General features: G+C 59.3%; 20 protein-coding genes. 12 read left to right on the forward strand and 8 right to left on the reverse strand.

The window, feature by feature from the left end; translation table 11 throughout:
* Positions 1 to 44: 44 nt before the first annotated feature.
* Genes AC1D2P_RS16620 through AC1D2P_RS16635 form a run of 4 tightly spaced genes read right to left on the reverse strand, consistent with a single transcriptional unit; the run spans position 45 to position 3175 of the window.
* Positions 45 to 788, reverse strand: a complete 744-nt coding sequence (locus tag AC1D2P_RS16620) for a penicillin-binding protein activator LpoB (protein ID WP_109785695.1) — start codon at positions 786 to 788, stop codon at positions 45 to 47.
* 3 nt (positions 789 to 791) lie between these two features.
* Positions 792 to 1382, reverse strand: coding sequence for a penicillin-binding protein activator LpoB (gene lpoB / locus AC1D2P_RS16625; RefSeq protein WP_046032340.1), 591 nt, complete (start codon positions 1380 to 1382; stop codon positions 792 to 794).
* 23 nt (positions 1383 to 1405) lie between these two features.
* Positions 1406 to 1765: a YcfL family putative periplasmic lipoprotein gene (locus AC1D2P_RS16630; RefSeq protein ID WP_077431060.1), complete on the reverse strand. Its 360-nt coding sequence runs from the start codon at positions 1763 to 1765 to the stop codon at positions 1406 to 1408.
* A 12-nt stretch (positions 1766 to 1777) separates the two neighbouring features.
* Positions 1778 to 3175: a COG3014 family protein gene (locus tag AC1D2P_RS16635; protein ID WP_109785694.1), complete on the reverse strand. Its 1398-nt coding sequence runs from the start codon at positions 3173 to 3175 to the stop codon at positions 1778 to 1780.
* Positions 3176 to 3342: 167 nt separating this feature from the next.
* On the opposite strand from AC1D2P_RS16635, the gene AC1D2P_RS16640 reads away from it, so the two are divergent.
* Both AC1D2P_RS16640 and AC1D2P_RS16645 read left to right on the forward strand, forming a co-directional pair.
* Positions 3343 to 5241 (forward strand): cytochrome c/FTR1 family iron permease, encoded by a 1899-nt coding sequence (locus AC1D2P_RS16640; RefSeq protein WP_109785693.1) that lies wholly within the window; start codon positions 3343 to 3345, stop codon positions 5239 to 5241.
* A gap of 109 nt (positions 5242 to 5350) precedes the next feature.
* Positions 5351 to 5806 carry a YaiI/YqxD family protein gene (locus tag AC1D2P_RS16645; protein WP_027926433.1) on the forward strand — a complete coding sequence of 152 codons (456 nt, stop codon included), beginning with the start codon at positions 5351 to 5353 and terminating at the stop codon, positions 5804 to 5806.
* Positions 5807 to 5833: 27 nt separating this feature from the next.
* On the opposite strand, the gene elbB is transcribed toward AC1D2P_RS16645, so the two are convergent.
* A complete protein-coding gene (gene elbB / locus AC1D2P_RS16650) occupies positions 5834 to 6502 on the reverse strand; it encodes an isoprenoid biosynthesis glyoxalase ElbB (RefSeq protein ID WP_046032244.1) in 669 nt (222 codons plus the stop codon).
* Positions 6503 to 6616: 114 nt separating this feature from the next.
* Between elbB and AC1D2P_RS16655 the strand changes: the two genes are divergently transcribed.
* Entirely contained in the window at positions 6617 to 7852 is a 1236-nt protein-coding gene (locus AC1D2P_RS16655) for a sterol desaturase family protein (RefSeq protein ID WP_109785692.1), read from the forward strand.
* On the opposite strand, the gene AC1D2P_RS16660 is transcribed toward AC1D2P_RS16655, so the two are convergent.
* Entirely contained in the window at positions 7833 to 8465 is a 633-nt protein-coding gene (locus AC1D2P_RS16660; RefSeq protein ID WP_046032246.1) for a DedA family protein, read from the reverse strand. The genes AC1D2P_RS16655 and AC1D2P_RS16660 overlap by 20 nt on opposite strands.
* Positions 8466 to 8673: 208 nt before the next feature.
* Between AC1D2P_RS16660 and hemB the strand changes: the two genes are divergently transcribed.
* Both hemB and ppk1 read left to right on the forward strand, forming a co-directional pair.
* Positions 8674 to 9687 (forward strand): porphobilinogen synthase, encoded by a 1014-nt coding sequence (gene hemB, locus AC1D2P_RS16665; RefSeq protein WP_077431063.1) that lies wholly within the window; start codon positions 8674 to 8676, stop codon positions 9685 to 9687.
* Positions 9688 to 9705: 18 nt separating this feature from the next.
* Positions 9706 to 11928, forward strand: a complete 2223-nt coding sequence (gene ppk1 / locus AC1D2P_RS16670) for a polyphosphate kinase 1 (protein ID WP_046032248.1) — start codon at positions 9706 to 9708, stop codon at positions 11926 to 11928.
* Positions 11929 to 12070: 142 nt separating this feature from the next.
* Here the strand turns inward: ppk1 and ppx are convergent, their stop codons facing one another.
* Positions 12071 to 13573, reverse strand: coding sequence for an exopolyphosphatase (ppx, locus tag AC1D2P_RS16675; RefSeq protein WP_046032249.1), 1503 nt, complete (start codon positions 13571 to 13573; stop codon positions 12071 to 12073).
* Between the two features lie 284 nt (positions 13574 to 13857).
* Between ppx and trxA the strand changes: the two genes are divergently transcribed.
* From trxA to AC1D2P_RS16700, 5 genes are all read left to right on the forward strand, one after another.
* Positions 13858 to 14187, forward strand: a complete 330-nt coding sequence (gene trxA / locus AC1D2P_RS16680; RefSeq protein ID WP_003206727.1) for a thioredoxin TrxA — start codon at positions 13858 to 13860, stop codon at positions 14185 to 14187.
* Between the two features lie 247 nt (positions 14188 to 14434).
* The gene (gene rho, locus AC1D2P_RS16685; RefSeq protein WP_007942421.1) at positions 14435 to 15694 is read left to right on the forward strand and encodes a transcription termination factor Rho; all 1260 of its coding nucleotides are present in this window, start codon (positions 14435 to 14437) and stop codon (positions 15692 to 15694) included.
* A gap of 147 nt (positions 15695 to 15841) precedes the next feature.
* A complete protein-coding gene (locus AC1D2P_RS16690; protein ID WP_109785691.1) occupies positions 15842 to 17845 on the forward strand; it encodes an acyltransferase family protein in 2004 nt (667 codons plus the stop codon).
* Positions 17846 to 17914: 69 nt separating this feature from the next.
* Positions 17915 to 19381 carry a 4-hydroxy-3-polyprenylbenzoate decarboxylase gene (gene ubiD, locus AC1D2P_RS16695; protein WP_046032251.1) on the forward strand — a complete coding sequence of 489 codons (1467 nt, stop codon included), beginning with the start codon at positions 17915 to 17917 and terminating at the stop codon, positions 19379 to 19381.
* The gene (locus AC1D2P_RS16700; protein WP_046032252.1) at positions 19381 to 20349 is read left to right on the forward strand and encodes a CDP-6-deoxy-delta-3,4-glucoseen reductase; all 969 of its coding nucleotides are present in this window, start codon (positions 19381 to 19383) and stop codon (positions 20347 to 20349) included. The genes ubiD and AC1D2P_RS16700 overlap by 1 nt, the downstream gene beginning before the upstream one ends.
* Positions 20350 to 20397: 48 nt before the next feature.
* On the opposite strand, the gene AC1D2P_RS16705 is transcribed toward AC1D2P_RS16700, so the two are convergent.
* Positions 20398 to 20871, reverse strand: coding sequence for a hypothetical protein (locus AC1D2P_RS16705; RefSeq protein ID WP_046032253.1), 474 nt, complete (start codon positions 20869 to 20871; stop codon positions 20398 to 20400).
* Positions 20872 to 21225: 354 nt separating this feature from the next.
* Between AC1D2P_RS16705 and AC1D2P_RS16710 the strand changes: the two genes are divergently transcribed.
* Positions 21226 to 21894, forward strand: coding sequence for a gamma-glutamylcyclotransferase (locus tag AC1D2P_RS16710; RefSeq protein ID WP_046032341.1), 669 nt, complete (start codon positions 21226 to 21228; stop codon positions 21892 to 21894).
* Between the two features lie 122 nt (positions 21895 to 22016).
* Entirely contained in the window at positions 22017 to 22646 is a 630-nt protein-coding gene (locus tag AC1D2P_RS16715) for a flagellar basal body-associated protein FliL (protein ID WP_109785690.1), read from the forward strand.
* Position 22647 lies beyond the last annotated feature (1 nt).

Genomic DNA, 22647 nt, shown 5'->3' on the forward strand with positions numbered 1-22647 from the left:
TTCCCGCGCAGAGCGTGGGAGCGTGGGAGCGATCAGGCGGGCGCTCAACGCAGAATCACCGGCGCGGTATCCGGTGGCAGGTCGTTGTGTGGCTCCGCCTGCCCCGATGGCTGATCGCTGCCGTCCCCGAGCTGTTCGCTCAATTGCCGCGCCACATCCTCGCCCAAAGACCTCGATACTTCGCGCACCACCCGAGGCCGGTTCAGTGAAACGTGGATGTCCCGATCATTCACCAGCTTGGTGTCCTGAGCCTCACCCATGGCGGTGAAGGCCGAGGTGATCTCGTAGGTCCTGGTATTGATCAGGCTGAAGTCCGCCACCAGAGTCAGCGCCAACACCGCCGAATAGCTGTCGGTATTGGCCAGTTCGTTCATGTCCTGGGTGAAGTCGATGTCTGACAGCGTGCCAAACAATACGTAGTCGGCCCCCTTGAAATGGCCGGCCTTGATGCGTTCGATCACGTCATACACATCGGTTTTGGTGCTGACGGTGTAGGGCGTCCCCTGAATCAGCTGGAACATCCCGGTCTTGAGCATCTGACCTTTGATGTCCCCGCTGAATCGGCGGATTTCGGTCTGTTCCAGGTAGCTGTTCTGCGTCGTGTACTCGTCATAACGGGACGAGCCGCTGGCGCCGTAATAGTCCTGCTGATGATCGTCCCGGGCCGAAATCACGTGGACGTATTGATCCACGCTGGCCTCATAGGCAATGTCAGTGACCGCGATTTTCGGGGCCGCCTGAACGCCCAGGGCGCCGGTCAGGGCCATGATGCCAATCCATGCACGCATTGCTCAGCGCTCCGTGGTCTTGCGGATTTCTTTTTCGTCCATCCAGTCGGCCAGCCCGCTTTCGACGTCGATCAATTGCAGGCTGAACGTGTAGAAGACGTCCTTGTAATCGTTGCTGCGCTTGACGATTGAGCTGATCGACCCTTCCAGGCGATAGCGAGCGGCGATCATGTTGCCGGTTTTGGCCACGGTACTTTTCTTGTACAGGCCGCTCTGGTTTTGCAGTTTGAGGTGATCGACCTGGCTCTGCATGTCGGTGTTATCGCTGGCAAAGCGTGCAGTGCCGGAGCGCATCAGTTGGGTCTTGATTGACGTGGTGATGTCGCGAGTGTCGATGTACTCGCTGGTCTTGTTTCGCACGTCGTACACCTGGACCACCGGACGGCCTTTCAAGACCCCAGACTGGGCGAGTGAGCGGGTCATGCTTTCAGCGATCATTTGCAAATCGGTGGAACCGAATTCGTTGGTCACCAGCTCCACGGCTTTCGGATCACCGTAACTGATGTTGCCGCTGCCCAGCACCGGCGAGTGATTGGCCGCGCAGCCGCCGATCAGCAGGAGGCTGAGGGCGAGGGACGAAACACGTACAAGCATGGGCGTGGTCTCAAGTGGACGGTTCATGGCGTGTTGATTTCCAGGCGAAAGTCCACGGCTTGTGGTACCGGGGCGATGGCCGGCAGGAAGCTCGTCTGCTCGGCGTACAGGGTCAGGCTTTTCCAGGACTCGGCTTCGACCACTGGAAAACCTTCGGGGCCGAGCCATAGATAGCGGTAGTAGAGCGTCCGGTTATCGGTATCGGTGTTGCTCAGCTGCGTATTGACCGTCAGGAACCCGTTTTCCCGAGCCATGCGCATGGGACCGATAGCCAGGCTCTCAATCGGGCCGGTGGCCATGACTTTACTGGCTGCAGTGGGCGGCGCGGTGGCGCAGCCGGCCAACAGGGCTAGCGCGATAACGACGAAGCATTTCAATCCCATGAGGCGCTCCATTCAGGGTTGAGCACGGCTGGTGACAGCCTGCGGTGTTGGAGGGGGGGCGAGATCCAGGGCGACATCTGCGGCGAAAACCCGGTTATTCACCGCGCGCAGGCTGAAGGCCTGATAGGTCTGGCCGATCTTGAACCTGACCGGTGGGCGTTCCGGCGCATTGGGCAGGGTCAGTTGATGCTCGCCTTTCTTGAGGCGCAGGCGAGCGACGTATGTTTTGTCCGGCAGCGTGCGCCAGCCTCGTGTGTCGGCATCCTCTCGCTGGGTTTGCTGCAAGAGGGTTTCTTCAAGTTTCTCGGGCCTGTGTTTTTTCAAATAGGCCAGGTACTCGACGTTGGACCGGGCGCGATGAAGCGTGCGCTCAATGATGCCCGGCATGTCGTCACGCAAGGTGCGCCGCGACATGTCGCCATAACTGTTGAGCAACGTCAGTTTCTGTTTTTTTCCATCCACCGTGATGAAGTCCACGGGCGGTGTGGACGTGTCAGGGACGAGGATCGGGAACGACATGTTGGTGATGTAGGTTTCGCCCTCGACGTCCACCGAAATCGGCACACGCACGGAGTTGCGTGCAGGGGCGAGGCCGGTTTGCACGATCAGCAAGACATCACTTTCACCGGCCTTGAGCGGCGATTTGTCCAGGTTGCGCAGCGCCTGTTCAAGCAGCGGCGTGTTGGGGCGCAACTCCACGGCTTTGCGATAACCCGGTGCGGCGAGGTCTTTTTCACCCAGCGTTTCATAGACGAAACCTGCCAGGTAATGACTGAACGCACTTTGGTAGCTGTTTTTCAGCGCAATGACTTCGGGGGCATCAAGGGTTGCAACCGGGTAGCCCTGAAGGTCCTGGTATTTCAGGGGCACGCCTTGCTCTTGGGCCTGGTTTTCAAGTGCCAGGTATTGCAAGTCGCGCTTTTCGGCAATGGTTGCCTCGCGCTCGTGGGTTTTCTTGATCATCACCCGAGCGAGGTCGGGTTGGGCGCTGGACAGGCACGTCAGAGCCATTTGCGTGGTCAGGGCGACCTTCTCGAAGTCGTAGCCATCGTACAAACGCACTTTGTCATTGGCGCCGTAACTATTGAACTCGGTGAAAGCTTTGAAGGCGCCGAATCGTGGCGAGTTTTCCCACCCCTCAATCAGCCGGTCGGCGTAATCCCAACTGGCGTAACTACCGGTCATATCGCCAGTGAGCCGCAGCAGTTCGCCCTTCTCAAAGTTATAGAGCAGGTCGCCCGGGGCAATGGGATTGTTTCGATCCAGTACAGCAACGGCGGAGTCGATCTGGCCGGCTTTGAAATAGTCGAGGGTCTCGCTCAGCTCCGCGTTGTAGTCCCGCATGGTAGGGCAACCGCTCAGTAGCAAGCATGCACCGAGCACAAACATGAAGCGCAGGCGAGTAGCCATTTGCAGTGTGTCTTCCTTGAAGAAAAGCCGCCAAGAGGCGGCACACTGTAGAGCGCAATGATGGCACTTTGTTCCGCGGCTGCTGGCCTCAGTTGCAGACAAAGCTTGAGTGAAAGTGATTGGGAGGGAACAATGTGTTACTTCGTATTACCAATTGAGATTCATTCATGACTGCCCCGTCCCGTTTTCTGGCCTGGCTGGTGTTTCCACTGTTTGCCTTGTGCAGTTTCAATCTGCTGGCCGACACCGTGGAAGGTGCGCCGCAAGCGTTGCACCTGCTCGATTACATCAGCGCGGACTACCCGCAAACCGTGCAAGCGGGCAAGGTGATTGATGAGTCCGAGTACCGCAGGCAGCTGGAATCCATCAAGACGTTGCAGGGCCTGATTGCGGCGATGCCGGCCAAGCAGGAGAAGGCGGGGTTGGAGCAGGGCGTGAGCTCGCTGCGCAGTGCCGTCACTGCCCGTCAGGAAGGTGCGGACGTGGCCCGTCAGGCGCGGCAACTCGGTGCGAAACTGGCCGTGACTTATGAAGTCAGTCAGGCACCGATCATTACGCCGGACCCGACCCGTGGTGCGCCGCTGTATGCCCAGCATTGCTCGGTTTGCCACGGTGATGCGGGCGCTGGCGACGGCCCGGCGGGTGTCGGGCTGATGCCACCACCGTCCAATCTGCGAGATACGACGCGCCTGGATCATCTGAGCCTCTACGCGCTCTACAGCACCGTGGGCCTGGGTATTGAAGGCACCGACATGCCGGCTTTTGCCGATCAACTTGATGATCGTCAGCGCTGGGACCTGGCCACCTACATCGCCAGCTTCAGCGCCGACCCGGCGGCTGCAAAATCCGAAAAGACCTACAACATCGCCGACCTGGGGCGTCAGACGCCGGCAGAAGTGCAGGCCGCCGACGGTCCACAAGCCGCTGCGACATTCCGTGCGCAGCGGGCGCAACCGCCGCAGGTCAAGCGTGGCCCGGCGCAGTTGCTCGACTACACCGCTGCCACCCTCGACAAAAGCATCGCGGCCTACCGCGCCGGCGATCACGATCAGGCCTATGACCTGTCTGTCGCCGCGTATCTGGAAGGTTTCGAACTGGTCGAAAGCTCCCTGGACAACGTCAATGCCGTCGTGCGCAAAGACACTGAAAAATCGCTGATGGCCTACCGTCAGTCGTTGCAGGACGGGTTGCCGGTGGCAGAAGCCGAGCAGCGCCTGAACACGGCCAAGGCCAAGTTGAAGGAATCCGCTGACCTGTTGGGCAGCGATGGTTTGAGTTGGTCGCTGAGCTTCATTTCCGGTTTGCTGATTTTGTTGCGCGAAGGTCTGGAAGCGATTCTGGTGTTGGCTGCGATCCTGGCGTTCCTGCGCAACACTGGCCAGCAATCGGCCGTGCGCAGTGTCAATGTCGGCTGGGGACTGGCGCTGTTGGCCGGTCTGGGGACGTGGGCGCTGGCTGCATATGTGATCGATGTCAGCGGTTCGCAGCGCGAATTGCTGGAAGGCGCGACGGCGCTGTTTGCCTCGGTCATGGTGCTCTGGCTTGGCGTGTGGATGCACGACCGTCGTCACGCTGCGGCGTGGCAGGATTACATCAAGAGCAGCCTGGTGGGCGGCGGCGGCCGTTTCGGCTTTGCGATCCTGGCGTTCTTCTCGGTGTATCGCGAGTTGTTTGAAGTGATTCTGTTCTACGAAACCCTGTGGTTGCAGGCCGGACCTGCAGGGCACAACGCGGTGCTGGCCGGCGGCGGGACGGCGCTGGTGTTGCTGGTGGTTTTGGCGTGGGTCATCTTGCGTGGTTCGGCGAAGCTGCCGCTGGCGTTGTTCTTCAGCATCAACGCCGGCCTGTTGTGCGCGTTGTCGGTAGTGTTCGCCGGGCATGGCGTGAAGGCGTTGCAGGAAGCGGGGATCTTTGGTACCCGGCCGGTGCCGTTCTTTGATTTTGACTGGCTGGGGATTCACGCGGATGCCTATTCGCTGGGCGCTCAGGCGGTGGCGATCATTGCGATCTTCGTGTTGTACGGTCGCAGTTGGGTGGCCGAGAAGCGTCGGGTGCAGGTTTCCTAAACAACATTCGCTGCGCTCACAATCGCGGGCAAGCCATGTTCCCACGGGTTTAGGGTTAACCTTGTGGGGGCGAGGCGGCTCGCGATTTTTTTTGAAAGAGGAAAACACAATGCGTGTCTGGATCGACGCCGACGCCTGCCCACGGGCGGCCAAGGATCTGGTGGTGAAGTTCGCCCTCAAGCGCCAATACGAAGTGGTGCTGGTGGCGGGGCAGCCGCAGATCAAGCCGGGGCTGGCACTGGTGAAGTTGATCGTGGTGCCGAGTGGCCCGGACGCCGCCGATGATTACCTGGTGGAGCACGCGGTGCCGGGTGAACTGGTGATTTGCAGCGACGTGCCGCTGGCGGATCGTCTGGTCAAGAAGGGGGTGGCGGCACTGGACCCGCGTGGCAAGGAGTTCGATGCGCAGAACATGGGCGACCGGCTCGCGGTGCGCAACCTGTTCACCGACTTGCGTGAACAGGGGCAGATGGGCGGCGGGCCGGCACCGTTTGGCGAACGCGAGAAGCAGGCGTTCGCCAATGCACTGGACCGGATACTGACGCGGCTTACCCGCAAGCCCTGAGCCGTACCGAGAACCTGTGGGCGTGTGTCAGGCGTCGTTTTCGTGGGTCAGTTCGAGCACGCGGTCGACCATTTTGTTGATGCCGGACGCCGCTTCGCTGATGCTTTGCGCCAGCATGTAGGCCGGTGTACACACCAGCTTGCGCGCCTTGTCTTCGACGATTTCAGTCACGGCGCAATCGGTGTGGGTGGCGCCCATTTTGTTCATGACCGCAGCGGTCTCGGCATCATTGCCGATGGTGCAGTTCACCCCTGGCCCATAGATCTTCGCCGCCAGCGCTGGCGAAATACACATCAAGCCCACTGGTTTTCCAGCCTCGGCAAAGGCTTCGGTCAGCGCCAGGACATCCGGTTGCACGGTGCAACCGGCGCCTTCGATGGCGAAGTTCGACAGGTTCTTCGCCGAGCCGAATCCCCCAGGAACGATCAACGCATCGAAGTCGTCGACGTCGGCCTCGCGAATGTCCTTGATGTGGCCGCGAGCAATCCGTGCCGACTCCACCAACACGTTGCGTGACTCGGGCATCTCTTCGCCGGTCAGGTGATTGATCACATGCAATTGCGCGATGTTCGGGGCAAAGCACTGCACCTGAGCACCACGCTGGTCCAGTCTCAGCAGGGTAATCACGCTTTCGTGGATTTCGGCGCCGTCGTACACGCCACAGCCGGAAAGGATCACTGCAATTTTTTTGCTCATGGGCTTTTCTCCAGATTCATGGCGTTAAATGTCCACTAATTTGTCGCTCGTTGCCATAGGGTTAATTCGCGGCTACACCTAGCATCTGTCCTCGGATTCCGATCAGGGCGCGTCATGGACTTCATTCTGTATGCAGTGCCGTTTTTCTTTGCGCTGATCGCTGTCGAGCTGCTGGCCGACCGTTGGCGCGGGGTCAGCCATTATCGCGTGGCGGATGCGATCAACAGCTTGAGCACTGGCGTGCTGTCGACCACTACGGGCCTGTTGACCAAGGGTGTCGGGCTGGTCACCTATGCCTTTGCCCTTGAGCATGTGGCGCTGTTCCAGTTGTCGGCCGAGAGTATCTGGGTCTGGGTGTTTGCCTTCGTCCTCTACGACTTCTGCTACTACTGGCTGCATCGTATGGGGCACGAGCGCAATATCCTCTGGGCGGCGCACTCGGTGCATCACCAGAGCGAGGAGTACAACCTGTCCACGGCGTTGCGCCAGACCAGCACCGGCTTCTTGCTGAGCTGGATTTTCTACCTGCCGATGGCCGTGCTCGGTGTTCCGCTGCTGGTGTTCGTCAGCGTGGCGGTGCTGAATCTGCTGTATCAGTTCTGGGTGCACACCCGGCACATTCCCAAGCTCGGCTGGTTCGAATGGTTCTTCGTGTCGCCGTCCAATCATCGGGCTCACCATGCACAGAACGCTCTCTACATGGATCGCAACTACGGTGGGGTGTTCATTATTTGGGACCGCCTGTTTGGCTCGTTCCAGGAAGAAGACGACAACGAACCGGTGATTTTTGGCGTGACGACGCCGTTGGCGAGCTGGAACCCTCTGTGGGCAAACCTGCAGTTTTATGTGCAGTTGTGGGATGACGCGCGGCGCGCCGAGAGCACGTGGGACAAGCTGCGGATCTGGTTTATGCGCACCGGTTGGCGGCCGGCGGATGTGGCGGCCAGCTACCCGATGAACAAGCCTGAGTTGAGCCAGTTCCGCAAGTTCGAGGTGCCGCTGGACGGTCGTCAGCAACTGTATGTGGCGTTGCAGTTTTGCGCCTACATCGCGTTGGGCAGCTATTTGATGAACCTGGAACGGAGCCTGCCGACCGCCGCCTTGGTGCTCGGCTGGAGTGCGGTGGCGCTGGGGTTGTTTGCCTTGGGCGTGGCCCTGGAGAATCGCCCGTGGGCGTTGACGCTGGAGCTGCTGCGGCTGGCATCGAACGTGCCGCTGGTGTGGCTGGCGCCGGTGGTCGGGTTGTGGCCGGCCAGCACGGTGGGCTGGATCGGCCTGCTCAGTTACAGCGTGTTGAGCGCTATCGGTCTCTACTGTTGCACAAACCGCTTCACTCGCTTGGCGTCTTAGTCGCTTCGACGGTAGCCTGTCTGGCTTTCAAGGCTTGCTCCTCGGCGTATATCTTCTTCGCCAGACGCGCATTTTTGAACCGTCGGCGCAGCCACAGGCCAAGTCCCAGCACCAGCAAGGCGCCGAGTACCCACAATTCATATTTCTTGACGCTGCCGAGCATGCCTTCCAGTACGGCGCCAAAGTGGTAGGCCGCCGCCGCCAGGGCCGCCGCCCAGATCGCGGCCCCAATCCCGTTGAGCAGCAGGTAACGTCCCGGTGGATAGCCTGACAGGCCGATGGCCACTGGCATCACCGTGCGCAAACCGTAGACAAAGCGGAAGCTCAGCACCCAGATGTCCGGGTGCTTGCGGATGTGCTCCAGCGCCCGGTCGCCCATCATTTGCCAGCGCGGCTTGCGTGCCAGCAGTTTTCGCCCGTGCTTGCGCCCCAGGAAGTACCACAGCTGATCGCCGGCATAACTGCCGAAGAACGCCACGACCACCACCAGGTTGATGTCCATGTATCCGCGGAACGCGAGGAAGCCTGCGAGCACAAGAATGGTTTCGCCTTCGAAGAACGTGCCGAGGAACAAGGCAAAGTAGCCAAAGTCATGCAGAAATTGTTGGAGCATTGTCTGGGTGCTGGCGAAATGAACGCGCAGCCTAACCCTTCGTGCACATTCATGAAAGTGTCCAAATGTGTCTCGACGTGAACATTTCCTACAATGACAATGGAATGCGGCTACCTGTCACAGGGGTGCACATAACTGTCATGCGTTGGTCATAATGGTCGCTTATAACTGTCACGCTCGCCCGTAAGCGCGGGCTCAGGAGTCTGCCGTGAGCTTTACCCCCGCCAACCGTCTGTTCCCCGCAACCCGCCTGCGCCGCAACCGTCGTGATGATTTTTCGCGTCGACTGGTCCGTGAAAACGTTCTGACCGTTGATGACCTGATCTTGCCGGTGTTTGTGCTGGACGGTGAAAACCGTCGTGAAGCGGTGACTTCGATGCCGGGCGTCGAACGCCTGACCATCGACCTGTTGCTGGAAGAGGCGGCCAAATGGGTCGAACTGGGGATTCCTGCGCTGGCACTGTTCCCGGTGACACCGCCTGAGCTCAAATCGCTGGACGCCGCCGAAGCCTGGAACCCCGAAGGCATTGCCCAGCGCGCCACTCGCGCGCTGCGGGCGCGGTTCCCGGAGCTGGGTGTGATCACCGATGTTGCCCTCGATCCGTTTACCACCCACGGTCAGGACGGCATCCTCGACGAAGAAGGCTACGTGCAGAACGACATTACCGTCGACGCACTGGTCAAGCAGGCCCTGTCGCACGCTGAAGCCGGTGCACAGGTGGTGGCTCCGTCCGACATGATGGACGGTCGCATCCAGGCAATCCGTGAAGCCCTTGAGGTGGCCGAGCACGTCAATGTGCGCATCATGGCCTACTCGGCGAAGTACGCCAGCGCCTATTATGGTCCGTTCCGTGATGCGGTCGGTTCGGCGCTGAACCTGGGCAAGGCCAACAAGGCCAGCTATCAGATGGACCCGGCCAACAGCAACGAAGCCCTGCACGAAGTGGCGGCGGACTTGTCAGAAGGTGCGGACATGGTCATGGTCAAGCCAGGCATGCCCTACCTGGACATCCTTTACCGGGTCAAAGAAGAATTCAAAGTGCCAACGTTTGTTTACCAAGTCAGCGGCGAATACGCCATGCACATGGCGGCAATCCAGAATGGCTGGTTGAGCGAGGGGGTTATTCTCGAATCCCTGACCGCTTTTAAACGTGCAGGCGCCGATGGCATCCTGACTTACTTCGCCGTCCGTGCCGCTCAATTGTTACGAGAGCAAAAATAGCCCTCCCAGGAACATTTCATGAATACCGAAGGACTCACTGAAGTTGCTGTAAAAGAGGCTCAACCCGTGGTCGAGCAAATCGCCGAAACCCCACCGGAGCTGGAGCCCGCTCCGCCCGTGGTGGTGGCCGAAGCCGCCGCAGCGGCGCCAGCGATTGCCATTCCCGGACTGGATGACAGCAGCCTGTACATCCATCGCGAGCTCTCGCAACTGCAATTCAACATCCGCGTGCTTGAGCAGGCGCTGGATGAGTCCTATCCATTGCTTGAGCGGCTGAAGTTTCTGCTGATCTTCTCCAGCAACCTGGACGAGTTCTTCGAAATTCGTGTGGCAGGTCTTAAAAAGCAGATCACCTTCGCCCGTGAACAAGCCGGCGCCGATGGTCTGCAACCGCATCAGGCCCTGGCCCGCATCAGCGAACTGGTACACGGTCACGTTGACCGCCAGTACGCGATCCTCAACGACATTCTGTTGCCGGAACTGGAAAAACATCAGGTCCGCTTCATCCGTCGCCGCTACTGGACGGCCAAGCTCAAGACTTGGGTTCGCCGTTACTTCCGCGACGAAATTGCCCCGATCATTACGCCGATCGGTCTCGACCCGACGCACCCGTTCCCGTTGTTGGTGAACAAGAGCCTGAACTTCATCGTCGAGCTCGAAGGCGTCGACGCCTTTGGTCGCGATTCCGGTCTGGCGATCATCCCGGCGCCGCGTTTGCTGCCGCGGATCATCAAGGTGCCGGAAGAAGTCGGCGGCGCCGGCGACAACTATGTGTTCCTGTCGTCGATGATCCACGCCCACGCCGATGATCTGTTCCAGGGCATGAAGGTCAAGGGCTGCTACCAGTTCCGCCTGACCCGAAACGCCGACCTGGCGCTGGACTCCGAGGATGTCGAAGACCTGGCGCGCGCATTGCGCGGCGAGCTGTTCTCCCGTCGTTATGGCGATGCGGTGCGTCTGGAAGTGGCCGACACTTGCCCGAAACACCTGTCCGATTATTTGCTCAAACAGTTCAACCTGGGCGAGACCGAGCTGTATCAAGTCAACGGTCCGGTGAACCTGACGCGCCTGTTCAGCATCACCGGCCTGGACAGCCAGCGCGAACTGCAATACCTGCCGTTCACCCCGCAGATCCCGAAACTGCTGCAAAACAGCGAAAACATCTTCAGCGTGATCAGCAAGCAGGACATCCTGTTGCTGCACCCGTTCGAATCGTTTACCCCGGTGGTCGACCTGCTGCGTCAGGCCGCCAAAGACCCGCACGTGTTGGCTGTGCGTCAGACCCTGTACCGCTCCGGCGCCAACTCGGAAATCGTCGATGCGCTGGTGGATGCGGCGCGTAACGGTAAAGAGGTCACGGCGGTCATCGAGTTGCGTGCGCGATTCGACGAAGAGTCCAACCTGCAACTGGCCAGCCGTCTGCAAGCGGCCGGTGCGGTAGTGATCTACGGTGTGGTCGGCTTCAAGACCCACGCCAAGATGATGCTGATCCTGCGTCGCGAGGCGGGCGAAATCGTCCGTTACGCACACTTGGGCACGGGCAACTACCACGCTGGCAACGCCCGTCTGTATACCGACTACAGCCTGCTGACCTCCGACGACGCCTTGTGCGAAGACGTCGGCAAACTGTTCAGTCAGTTGATCGGCATGGGTAAGACCCTGCGCATGAAGAAGTTGCTGCACGCGCCGTTCACCCTGAAGAAGGGCATGCTCGACATGATTGCCCGAGAGACGCAGTTCGCCCTCGACGGCAAACCGGCGCACATCATCGCCAAGTTCAACTCGCTGACCGATCCGAAGATCATCCGCGCGCTGTACAAGGCCAGTCAGTCCGGGGTGCGTATCGACCTGATCGTGCGCGGCATGTGCTGCCTGCGTCCAGGCATCGCCGGGGTTTCGCACAACATCCACGTACGTTCGATCATCGGCCGCTTCCTGGAACACACCCGGGTCTTCTACTTCCTCAACGGCGGTGACGAGCAGATGTTCCTGTCCAGTGCCGACTGGATGGAGCGCAACCTCGACAAGCGGGTCGAGACCTGCTTCCCGGTGGAAGGTCGCAAGCTGATTGTGCGGGTCAAGAAAGAGCTGGAGCTGTACCTCACCGATAACACCCACAGCTGGAGCCTGCAGTCGGACGGTCGATACATTCGTAACACACCGACCGGCAACCAAAACCCGCGCAGCGCCCAGGCGACGTTGCTGGAACGTTTGGGCAGTCCGATCCTGACCGTGCGTTAACGCGAACCCGGTGGGCAAAAAAAGGGCGATCCATGTGGATCGCCCTTTTTTTCACCTGCCTCCCTGTAGGAGCACAGCTTGCTGGCGATGACGTCCATTAGATCGCCATCGCCAGCAAGCTGAGCTCCTACCGAAGGGTGTTTTAGCGTGCGTTCAGAACGATATCGACGCGGGTGAGCCATTCCGCTTCAATGGCGAAGTCGGCCTGGGTCAGCTGGTTGTCGTCCAGCCATTTGTCCGGGAATACCACTTCCAGGCTGTTGCCATTGGCTTTCAATTCCACCTGAGGCATTTGCTGGGTGCCGCGGATGTGATGGAACAGGATCGCAAAGCGCAGCAGCACGCACAGACGGATCAGCTTGGTGCCGTCATCGCCGATCTCGGCGAATTTGTCCTTGGGAATATTGCGTCGGTGACCGCGCACCAGCAGCGCCAGCATTTGCTGGTCTTCGCGAGAGAACCCGGCCAGGTCCGAGTGCTCGATCAGGTAGGCGCCATGCTTGTGGTACTGATAGTGGGCGATGTCCAGGCCTACTTCATGGACCTTGGCAGCCCAGCCGAGCAGTTCACGCCAGACACCATCGTCCAGGTCCCAATCCTCGGCCACTTGATCGAAGGCGTGCAGCGCCTTGCGCTCGACCCGCGCCGCTTGTTCCAGGTCGACGTGATAACGCTCCATCAGCGAACTGAGTGTGCGTTCACGGACGTCTTCGTGATGATGACGGCCCAACAGATCGTAGAGCACGCCTTCACGCAGGGCGCCTTCGCAGTGGTCCATGCGTTGCAGTTCGAGCGAGTCGAAAATCGCTTCGAGAATCGCCAGGCCTGCCGGGAAAATGGCCCGGCGGTCGGGCTTGATGCCGTCGAAGTCGATTTTCTCGACGTCGCCGAGCTTGATCAGCTTGCGTTTGAGCCAGGCCAGGCCTTCGGCATTCACTTCGCCTGTGCCGTGGCCGCCGGCCTTCAGTGCCAGGCCGATGGCGCGAATGGTGCCCGAGGAGCCAATGGCTTCATCCCAGGTCAGGCGATGCAGGGCATGCTCGATGCTCATGATCTCCAGCCGCGCGGCGGTGTACGCCTGGGCGTAACGGGCCGGGGTGATCTTGCCATCCTTGAAATAGCGCTGGGTGTAGCTGACGCAACCCATTTGCAGGCTTTCGCGCAGCAGCGGTTCGAAGCGCTGGCCGATGATGAATTCGGTACTGCCGCCGCCGATGTCGGCCACCAGGCGCTTGCCCGGGGTGTCTGCGAGGGTGTGGGAGACGCCAAGGTAGATCAGGCGCGCTTCTTCACGACCGGAGATGACTTCCACCGGGTGGCCGAGAATTTCTTCGGCGCGGCGGATGAATTCGGCGCGGTTGCGCGCTTCACGCAGGGCGTTGGTGCCGACGATGCGGACGGCGCCCGGGGGCATACCGTTGATCAGTTGGGCAAAACGCTTCAGGCAGTCGAGCCCGCGCTGCATGGATTCTTCGTTGAGGTGGCGTTCTTCGTCGATGCCCGCGGCCAGTTGAACCTTCTCCCCGAGACGCTCGAGAATACGGATTTCGCCGTTCTGGGCCTTGGCCACGACCATGTGAAAGCTGTTGGAGCCCAGGTCTATTGCGGCGATCAGGGACAGATTCTTGGCTTGGGATTGCGGCATGGTCAGGGGGTCTCGGTCGATAACCTCGACATCGTGCCACGATCAAAGGCTGGCGCCAACGCGCAGTGTTCAAAGCCTTGATCCAGCACAACCCTGTGGCGAGGGGCTCGCCCCGTTGAGCGGCGAAGCAGCCCCCCTCGCCACGAATTCTCGCCAGGCAGGGATATGAGCTATACCCAAACTCATGCAGCACCATAGCGAGACTCAATCATCTGCACCTTCCTGAACAAGGGAAGGGCAGCTATGATGGGCCACGTTTTTTTGCTTACAACCTGGAGACTTCCATGAGCAGCGATCTTATCAAACACGTTAGCGACGCTAGCTTCGAGGCCGACGTACTCAAGGCCGAAGGCGCTGTACTGGTCGACTACTGGGCTGAATGGTGCGGCCCTTGCAAAATGATCGCTCCTGTTCTGGACGAAATTGCTGAAACCTACAAAGGCAAGCTGACCGTTGCCAAATTGAACATCGACGAAAACCAGGAAACCCCGGCCAAGCATGGCGTGCGTGGTATCCCGACGCTGATGCTGTTCAAGAACGGCAACGTTGAAGCGACCAAGGTCGGCGCGCTGTCGAAGTCGCAACTGGCTGCCTTCCTCGACGCCAACATCTAAGCGTTGATCAAAGCGTCATCAAAAAGGCCCCGCATATTGCGGGGCCTTTTCGTTATTGAGGGCTAGACGCTCCGAAACTCAGGTGGTACATTCGGCCCCGCACTGGTTTCTCCATTGCCCCCTGCTAGCCGTCGCCGACGCACTCCTTTTCGAATAAGTACGCGATCCTGTCGCCTTCTCCGCGGCGCGGCCTCATTAAGCCAAAAGCTTAATTTCCCCCCTCCATAAATGATTACGTCATTCCTATATGAATCTGACTGAACTCAAGCAAAAGCCGATTACCGAACTGCTCGAATTGGCCGAACAGATGGGCATAGAAAATATGGCCCGTTCGCGCAAGCAGGACGTGATTTTCTCCCTGCTCAAAAAGCACGCTAAAAGCGGCGAGGAAATCTCCGGTGATGGCGTGCTGGAGATTCTCCAGGACGGCTTCGGCTTCCTGCGCTCCGCTGACGCTTCCTATCTCGCAGGTCCAGACGATATCTACGTCTCGCCGAGCCAGATCCGCCGCTTCAACTTGCGCACCGGTGACACCATCGTTGGCAAGATCCGTCCTCCAAAGGAAGGCGAGCGTTATTTCGCGCTGCTCAAGGTTGATACGATCAACTACGATCGTCCCGAGAACGCGAAAAACAAGATTCTCTTCGAGAACCTGACCCCGCTGTTCCCGACTGTGCGCATGAAGATGGAAGCCGGCAACGGTTCCACCGAAGACTTGACCGGTCGTGTCATCGACCTGTGCGCCCCGATCGGCAAAGGCCAGCGCGGTCTGATCGTTGCACCGCCGAAAGCCGGTAAAACCATCATGCTGCAGAACATTGCGGCAAACATCGCCCGTAACAACCCGGAAGTTCATCTGATCGTGCTGCTGATCGACGAACGTCCGGAAGAAGTGACCGAAATGCAGCGCACCGTGCGCGGCGAAGTGGTTGCCTCGACGTTCGACGAGCCGCCAACCCGTCACGTGCAGGTTGCCGAGATGGTGATCGAGAAGGCCAAGCGCCTGGTCGAACACAAGAAAGACGTGGTGATCCTGCTCGACTCCATCACCCGTCTGGCCCGTGCCTACAACACCGTGATCCCGAGCTCCGGCAAAGTGCTCACCGGTGGTGTCGATGCCCACGCCCTGGAGAAACCGAAACGTTTCTTCGGCGCCGCGCGGAACATCGAAGAAGGCGGTTCGCTGACCATCATCGCCACCGCGCTGGTTGAAACCGGCTCGAAGATGGACGAAGTGATCTACGAAGAATTCAAAGGCACCGGCAACATGGAACTGCCTCTGGATCGCCGTATCGCTGAAAAACGCGTCTTCCCGGCCATCAACATCAACCGTTCCGGTACCCGCCGCGAAGAGTTGCTGACGGCCGACGACGAGTTGCAGCGCATGTGGATCCTGCGCAAGCTGCTGCACCCGATGGACGAAATCGCTGCCATCGAGTTCCTGGTCGACAAGCTGAAAACGACCAAGACCAACGACGAGTTCTTCTTGTCGATGAAGCGCAAGTAAGACGGTTTACAAGCCGCTAAAAATGGCGTCCTTCGGGACGCCATTTTTTTTGCAAAAAAAAAGGGAGGTTTGTGGTGACGGTTGGTCAGTACAAAAGCGAATTGGGCGTGCGACCCCAATAATTTCAACTGATTGGCTTTCTTGCTTATGACCACGCTTGCTTATCGAAGAGACATCGACGGCTTACGCGCAATCGCCGTGATTGCGGTGGTGTTGTTCCATTTCGGTGTTCCTGGCTTCACCGGCGGTTTCGTCGGTGTAGACATCTTTTTTGTGATTTCCGGCTACCTGATCACCTCGATTATCTGGAATCAGCGACAGACCGGGCACTTCAGCTTTGTCGATTTCTGGGCCCGTCGCGCGCGGCGAATCCTGCCCGCGCTGTTCGTGATGATCGCTGCCGTGCTTGCAGTCGGCTGGTTCCTGCTGGCGCCCAAGGATTACGAAGAGCTGGGCCGCTCGGTGCGCTACCAGGTGATGTTCGTCTCCAACCTCTTGTTCATGCGTCAGGATGGTTACTTTGATGTGGCTTCCGACCTCAAGCCGTTGCTGCATACGTGGTCGCTGGCGGTTGAGGAGCAGTTCTACATTGTTTTTCCGTTACTGCTGATCCTGCTGTCGAGTCGCCTGAACCATTGGCGACTGGCGCTGTTCGCCGTGTTGCTGGTGTCGTTCGGGCTCAGTGTGTGGGCCGTTGCGCATCACCCTGAAAAAGCATTTTTCCTGTTGCCGATGCGTGCCTGGGAGCTGTTGGCCGGTGGCATGCTGGCCGTTGCGCCCAGAAGCCAATGGCGTCTGACAACGATGGGGGCACAAGCGATCAGCCTGGCTGGCTTGGCGCTGATTCTGTTGGCGGTGTTGTGCTACGACAAAAGCACGCCATTTCCCGGTGCTGCGGCATTGCTGCCGACACTCGGTGTGGTCGCGCTGATCCGGGCCAACGGGCATCAGCCGACATTTGTCGGCAGACTGCTGGCCAGTCGTGTGCTGGTCGGTCTCGGACTGATTTCCTATTCCTGGTACTTGTGGCACTGGCCGGTGTTTGTTTTTGCCAACTACGCCAGTCTTGATGAGCTTGGCCCCTTCGATATCACAGGATTGATCTTGCTCAGCCTGGTGTTGGGTTATCTGTCGTGGCGATTTGTCGAGACGCCGTTTCGCGAGCGGCGGTTGTGGGCGGGGCGCCGGCAGATCCTGCTTGCCGCCGCGTGCGGTGTGCTGGTGCTCGGCCTGGCCGGTCAGGCATTGCGCTGGACCGATGGATTACCCACGCGCTTATCTGAACAGGCCCTTCAATACGCCAAAGCGAAGGAGTGGCGGCCGGAACTGATGCGCTGCCTGGCCGACGACAAAACCCCGGACGACCAACTCTTTTGTCACTATGGCACGCCAACGCCGACCGTATCAACGGCGCTGGTCTGGGGTGACAGTCATGCCACCGCACTGATCCCGGTGTTCGATGAGGGGGCGCACCAGCACGGTGTCAGTGTGATGCTCGCCAGCTCCCCCGGCTGCATCCCGGTTGAAGGGCTGGAGCATGAAGCGCAGTGTGCCCGGTTCAATCGCCGGGTCGAACAAGCCTTGACCCGGCAATCGGTCGGCGATGTGGTGCTGGTCGCGCACTGGAGTCTGTATCTGTATGGCGATGTGAAAGGCGATCTTGGTCATGTCCTGACGGACGCCCGTGGCCGTTATGACCGCGCCATCGCCGAGCAACGATTGGCCGAAGGATTACAGGCGACCGTGCGGCAGCTACGAGAGGGTGGGCATCGCGTCTGGCTGGTAAAGGAAGCGCCGCTGCAAACCTTCAGTCCGCCTTATCGTCTCAGCCGCCTGGCGATGCTGCATCGCCCGACCGACGACGTGGGGCTGGCGGTGACTGAACACCTCAAGCGCCAAGCGTTCATCAGTCAACTGTTCACGCAACTGGCGCAAGCCAACCCGGGCGTGACGGTGGTGGATCCGGCGCCGGTGCTGTGTGATGAAGCGGGACTTTGCCGCGCCGAACTCGGTGGTCAGTCGTTGTACACCGACACCAATCACCTGTCCGAGGCCGGCGCGCGGTTCATCGCCCCGGTCCTTGAGCCGTTGTTCAAGCACTTGCGAGCACGGGCAGCACTGGGCAATGGCAACGCGAATGCAGCCAACTGAACAGCGATAAGCTGCCAGCGGACGGCAGAGCAGGTAGGATGTACGCCTATTTTAGGGGTGCCATCGTCAATGAAATTCAAGGACCTTCGGGATTTCGTGCAGCAGCTTGAGCAGCGCGGAGAGTTGAAACGCATCCAGATCCCCGTCTCTCCAGTGCTGGAGATGACCGAAGTCTGTGATCGCACGCTGCGGGCCAAGGGGCCGGCGCTGCTGTTCGAAAACCCTACCGGCTACGACATTCCGGTGCTCGGCAACCTGTTTGGCACCCCCGAGCGGGTCGCCATGGGCATGGGCGCCGAGTCGGTCAGCGAGCTGCGCGAGATCGGCAAGCTGCTGGCCTTCCTCAAAGAGCCCGAGCCGCCGAAGGGCTTGAAAGACGCCTGGTCGAAGTTGCCGATCTTCCGCAAGATCATTGCCATGGCGCCGAAAGTCGTCAAAGACGCGGTGTGCCAGGAAGTGGTCATCGAAGGCGACGACGTCGACCTGGCGATGCTCCCCGTGCAAACCTGCTGGCCGGGCGATGTCGGCCCGTTGATCACCTGGGGCCTGACGGTCACAAAGGGGCCGAACAAGGACCGCCAGAACCTCGGCATCTACCGTCAGCAAGTGATTGGCCGCAACAAGGTCATCATGCGCTGGTTGAGCCATCGAGGTGGCGCGCTGGACTACCGCGAGTGGTGCGAGAAGCACCCGGGCCAGCCGTTCCCGGTGTCCGTGGCGTTGGGTGCTGACCCGGCGACCATCCTTGGTGCCGTGACGCCGGTACCGGACAGCCTTTCCGAATACGCTTTCGCCGGTCTGCTGCGCGGCAATCGCACCGAGCTGGTGAAGTGCCGGGGCAACGACCTGCAAGTCCCTGCGACTGCCGAGATCATTCTCGAAGGCGTGATCCATCCCGGCGAAATGGCCGATGAAGGTCCGTATGGCGACCACACCGGTTACTACAACGAAGTCGACAGCTTCCCGGTGTTCACCGTCGAGCGCATCACGCATCGGATCAAACCGATTTACCACAGCACTTACACCGGCCGTCCGCCGGATGAGCCGGCGATTCTCGGTGTGGCGCTGAACGAAGTGTTCGTGCCGATCCTGCAGAAGCAGTTCCCGGAAATCACCGACTTCTATCTGCCGCCCGAAGGCTGCTCGTACCGCATGGCCATCGTGACCATGAAGAAGTCGTATCCGGGGCACGCCAAGCGGGTAATGCTGGGTGTCTGGTCGTTTTTGCGACAGTTCATGTACACCAAGTTCGTTATCGTCACTGACGACGATATCAACGCCCGGGACTGGAACGACGTGATCTGGGCCATTACCACGCGCATGGACCCCAAGCGCGACACGGTGATGATCGACAACACGCCGATCGACTACCTCGACTTCGCCTCGCCGGTCTCAGGCCTGGGGTCGAAAATGGGGCTCGATGCCACGCATAAATGGCCGGGCGAAACCACTCGCGAGTGGGGCCGGGTGATCGTCAAGGACGACGCCGTGACCCAACGGATCGATGCCATCTGGAATCAGTTAGGAATAGATTGATGCGTGTAACCTTGCAGCCCTCCGGAGCAGTGCTAGAGATTCTGCCCGGCGAGCGGATTCTCGATGGTGCGCGGCGCCTGGGCTACGAATGCCCGCAAAGCTGCCGCAATGGCAATTGCCACGTATGTGGCGCGTTGCTGGTGGAAGGTCGGGTCGAGCAGGCAGGCCATGTGCGTGACCATGGCGAGTTCTACACTTGCATAGCAGAGCCGCTGGAAGACTGCATCGTGCTGTGGGATGGCGTGCTCGCGCTGGGAGAACTGCCGGTGCGCAGCGTGTCGTGTCAGGTCATTGAATGCAGGGACGTCGGCGGCGACACCTGGCGTGTGCGCCTGCGCGCGCCGGCCGGTAAGCCACCGCGTTATCACGCTGGCCAGTATTTGATGATCGAACGTGAGAATGGCGAGAAATCCGCGTTCTCGCTGGCCTCGGCACCCCATGGCGGACGAGATCTGGAGATCCATGTGCTGGCGCGCGAAAACAGTGCGCTGAGCCTGATCGCACAGTTGCAACGCAACCCGATAGTGCGGGTCGAGCTGCCATTCGGCGATACCCACCTTGCAGAGTTGCCGGACGGTCCGCTGGTGCTGATCGGCGCGGGCACCGGCATGGGCCAGATTCACAGCCTGATCGAACACTGCCGCGCCGCAGGCTTCAAGCATCCAGTGCACCTGTATTGGGGCGTGCGCCGTCCTGAAGACTTTTACCAGATTGAGCATTGGGATGAGTGGCTGAAACTGCCCAACCTGTTCCTGCACAAAGTCGTCAGTGATCAGTGCGGTTGGCAAGGGCGTTGCGGGATGTTGCACGAGATAGTGTGTGAGGATTTCCCGGATCTTAAATCCTTGCATGTCTACGCCAGCGGATCTCCGGCGATGGTCTATGGCACGCTGGATGCCTTGGTCGAAGCCGGGATGGACGCTCATCAAATGCGCGCGGATGTGTTTGCGTACGCGCCGCGATCTTGATCCGCGATCTTGATCCGTGATCTTGATCCTCAATCTTGATCCAAGCCTTTAGAACCGCACCCCGGTCGTAACCATGGCTGCGTTGGCGCCGAGAAAAACCAGCTCGGCGGCCAACGGTCCATAGTGAGTGCCGACCGACGGAATGATCACCGGCGCAACGCCGTAGCGGTTCAATGGAATCTTATCCTTGTAGTCACCGCTATAACCCTGCAACAGGCCGCCAGTCACTTTCAGGTACACCGGATAATTGGCGCTGTCATAGCGTTTACCGGCGTAGGCGTAGTTAGAGCGCTGCCTGAACGAGTTACGAAAAGTCGCCCCGCCAAATACCCAGCCCGATGCCTGATTGCGCTCAATACCAATCAAATCCTGATTGTTATTGTGTTCTGGGTCCGGTGAGTAATGTTTGGTATAGACACTGGTCTGTGCGTACCAAAAACCTTTGCCCTGTGAGTCCTCCAGCGCCATTGCCTGGTCGAACGGAATCAATAGGAAGAGGGTGAAAAGCCCTGGAATTTTCATCATGCAGCCTCGGTTAAACGGGGTGGCTTGCGCCAGAGGAAGGCCGTTATACGTAGGCGTTCAGTGACAGAGAAGTCAGAAAGTCCGATATTTTAGTAGGAAGTTTCCTGCATCTTCTTGAACCGAACCTGAACGAGTGGAAGGCTTATGCATATTTCATTCAGGTATTTAAGATATTCCTGCGATGGTATTAGGCTATATAAAACTCGATAGCGAGGCTGATAATCCCGATTTAGCGCTATTGCGAGTGTCATACATCCTTTAGCACTTTTCGTTTTACGGTTACTGCTATATGTTCTATGAAGCGAGTTTTGCTTACATCTTGTAATACTTGTGGGGCCGAACACTTTCATCATGACCGCCATTGAATCTGCTTTTGTGAATCCGGCTTACCCTCCGCGTCTCGATCTGGGGCCGCAGCTGACGCACGAACAACTTCTCGTCTCGATGCAATCGACCATGGCGCGTCACAAGGGCGGGCCGGTGTGGTTGTTCGCTTACGGTTCGCTGATCTGGCGACCAGAGTGTTCGGCAGTAGAGCGCGTTCGCGGCCGAGTGCATGGTTACCATCGCGGTTTGTACCTGTGGTCCCACGAACATCGCGGCACGCCGGAAATGCCTGGTCTGGTGTTCGGCCTGGACCGCGGCGGCTCCTGCAGTGGTTTCGCCTATCGCCTGCCCGAAGAACAACTTGAAGCTTCGCTTTACGCACTGTGGCAACGCGAAATGCCCGTCCCGTCCTATCGCCCGCACTGGCTCAACTGCCGTCTCGAAGACGGAAGCCAGGTGCAGGCGTTGGGATTTGTTCTGGAGCGGCACCTGCCCAGCTATGCCGGCAACTTGCCGGATCATGTGCTGAGCCAGGTGTTCGAAAGCGCTTGCGGGCGGTACGGCACCACTCGCGATTATGTCGAGCAGACCGCTCATGCCCTGCGTAGCCACGCCATGCCAGACCGGAATCTGGAGGCGCGGCTCAAGCGCTGCAAATCAAAAGCCGATCAGGCAATCGCTTCGCGGGTCTGACTGACGACGTTCCTTTACGAACCTGTCGCTCAGCTGTAAGAACGGGGTGTTTTCACCACCTGTGGACATGGGGGGGCTTAGACTCGCGGACAGTCCAGCCGATTGATCAACAGAGATAAGAGATGCCCCTGACGGTTCGCATGTTGGTGCCGAGATTATTGGTGGCGGCCGCTCTCACTGTTGGGTTGCTGGCATTGGTGATTGCCGACCATCCCGTCCAGTCCGGTCTGCGCAACACTACCGTGATGATCATTCGTCATGCGGAAAAACCCAGCGTGGGCACGGAGCTCAATGCCCGAGGCGAACAACGGGCAGCCGCCTATGTCGACTATTTCAATCCGCTGAAGCTGGAGGGGCAGACACTGACCCCTCAACGGCTGATTGCTGCCGGCGACAGTCCGGAGAGTTCGCGCTCGCGCTTGACCCTGACTCCGCTGGCGCAACATTTGAACTTGCCGATCGAGCAGCCTTACATCAACGTTGATGTTCATAAATTGGTCAAACTGTTGCGCCAGAGCAATCAGGCGCAAACGGTGTTGATCGCCTGGCACCACGGGCGCATCAACAAATTGATTGCAGCTTTCGGCGGCAACAGCATGGCACTGATGGGGCAGGAGAAATGGCCGGACGGCGTCTATGACTGGGTGATCGTTTTACGCTTCGATGAGAATGGGCGACTGATCCCGTCGCGCAGCGAGAAGGTTCAGCCGCATCTGTTGCCGGGCGATGGAGCGGTCCCGCCCGGCAATTGAC

The sequence above is a fragment of the Pseudomonas sp. P1_F1_2 genome, assembly GCF_056405815.1.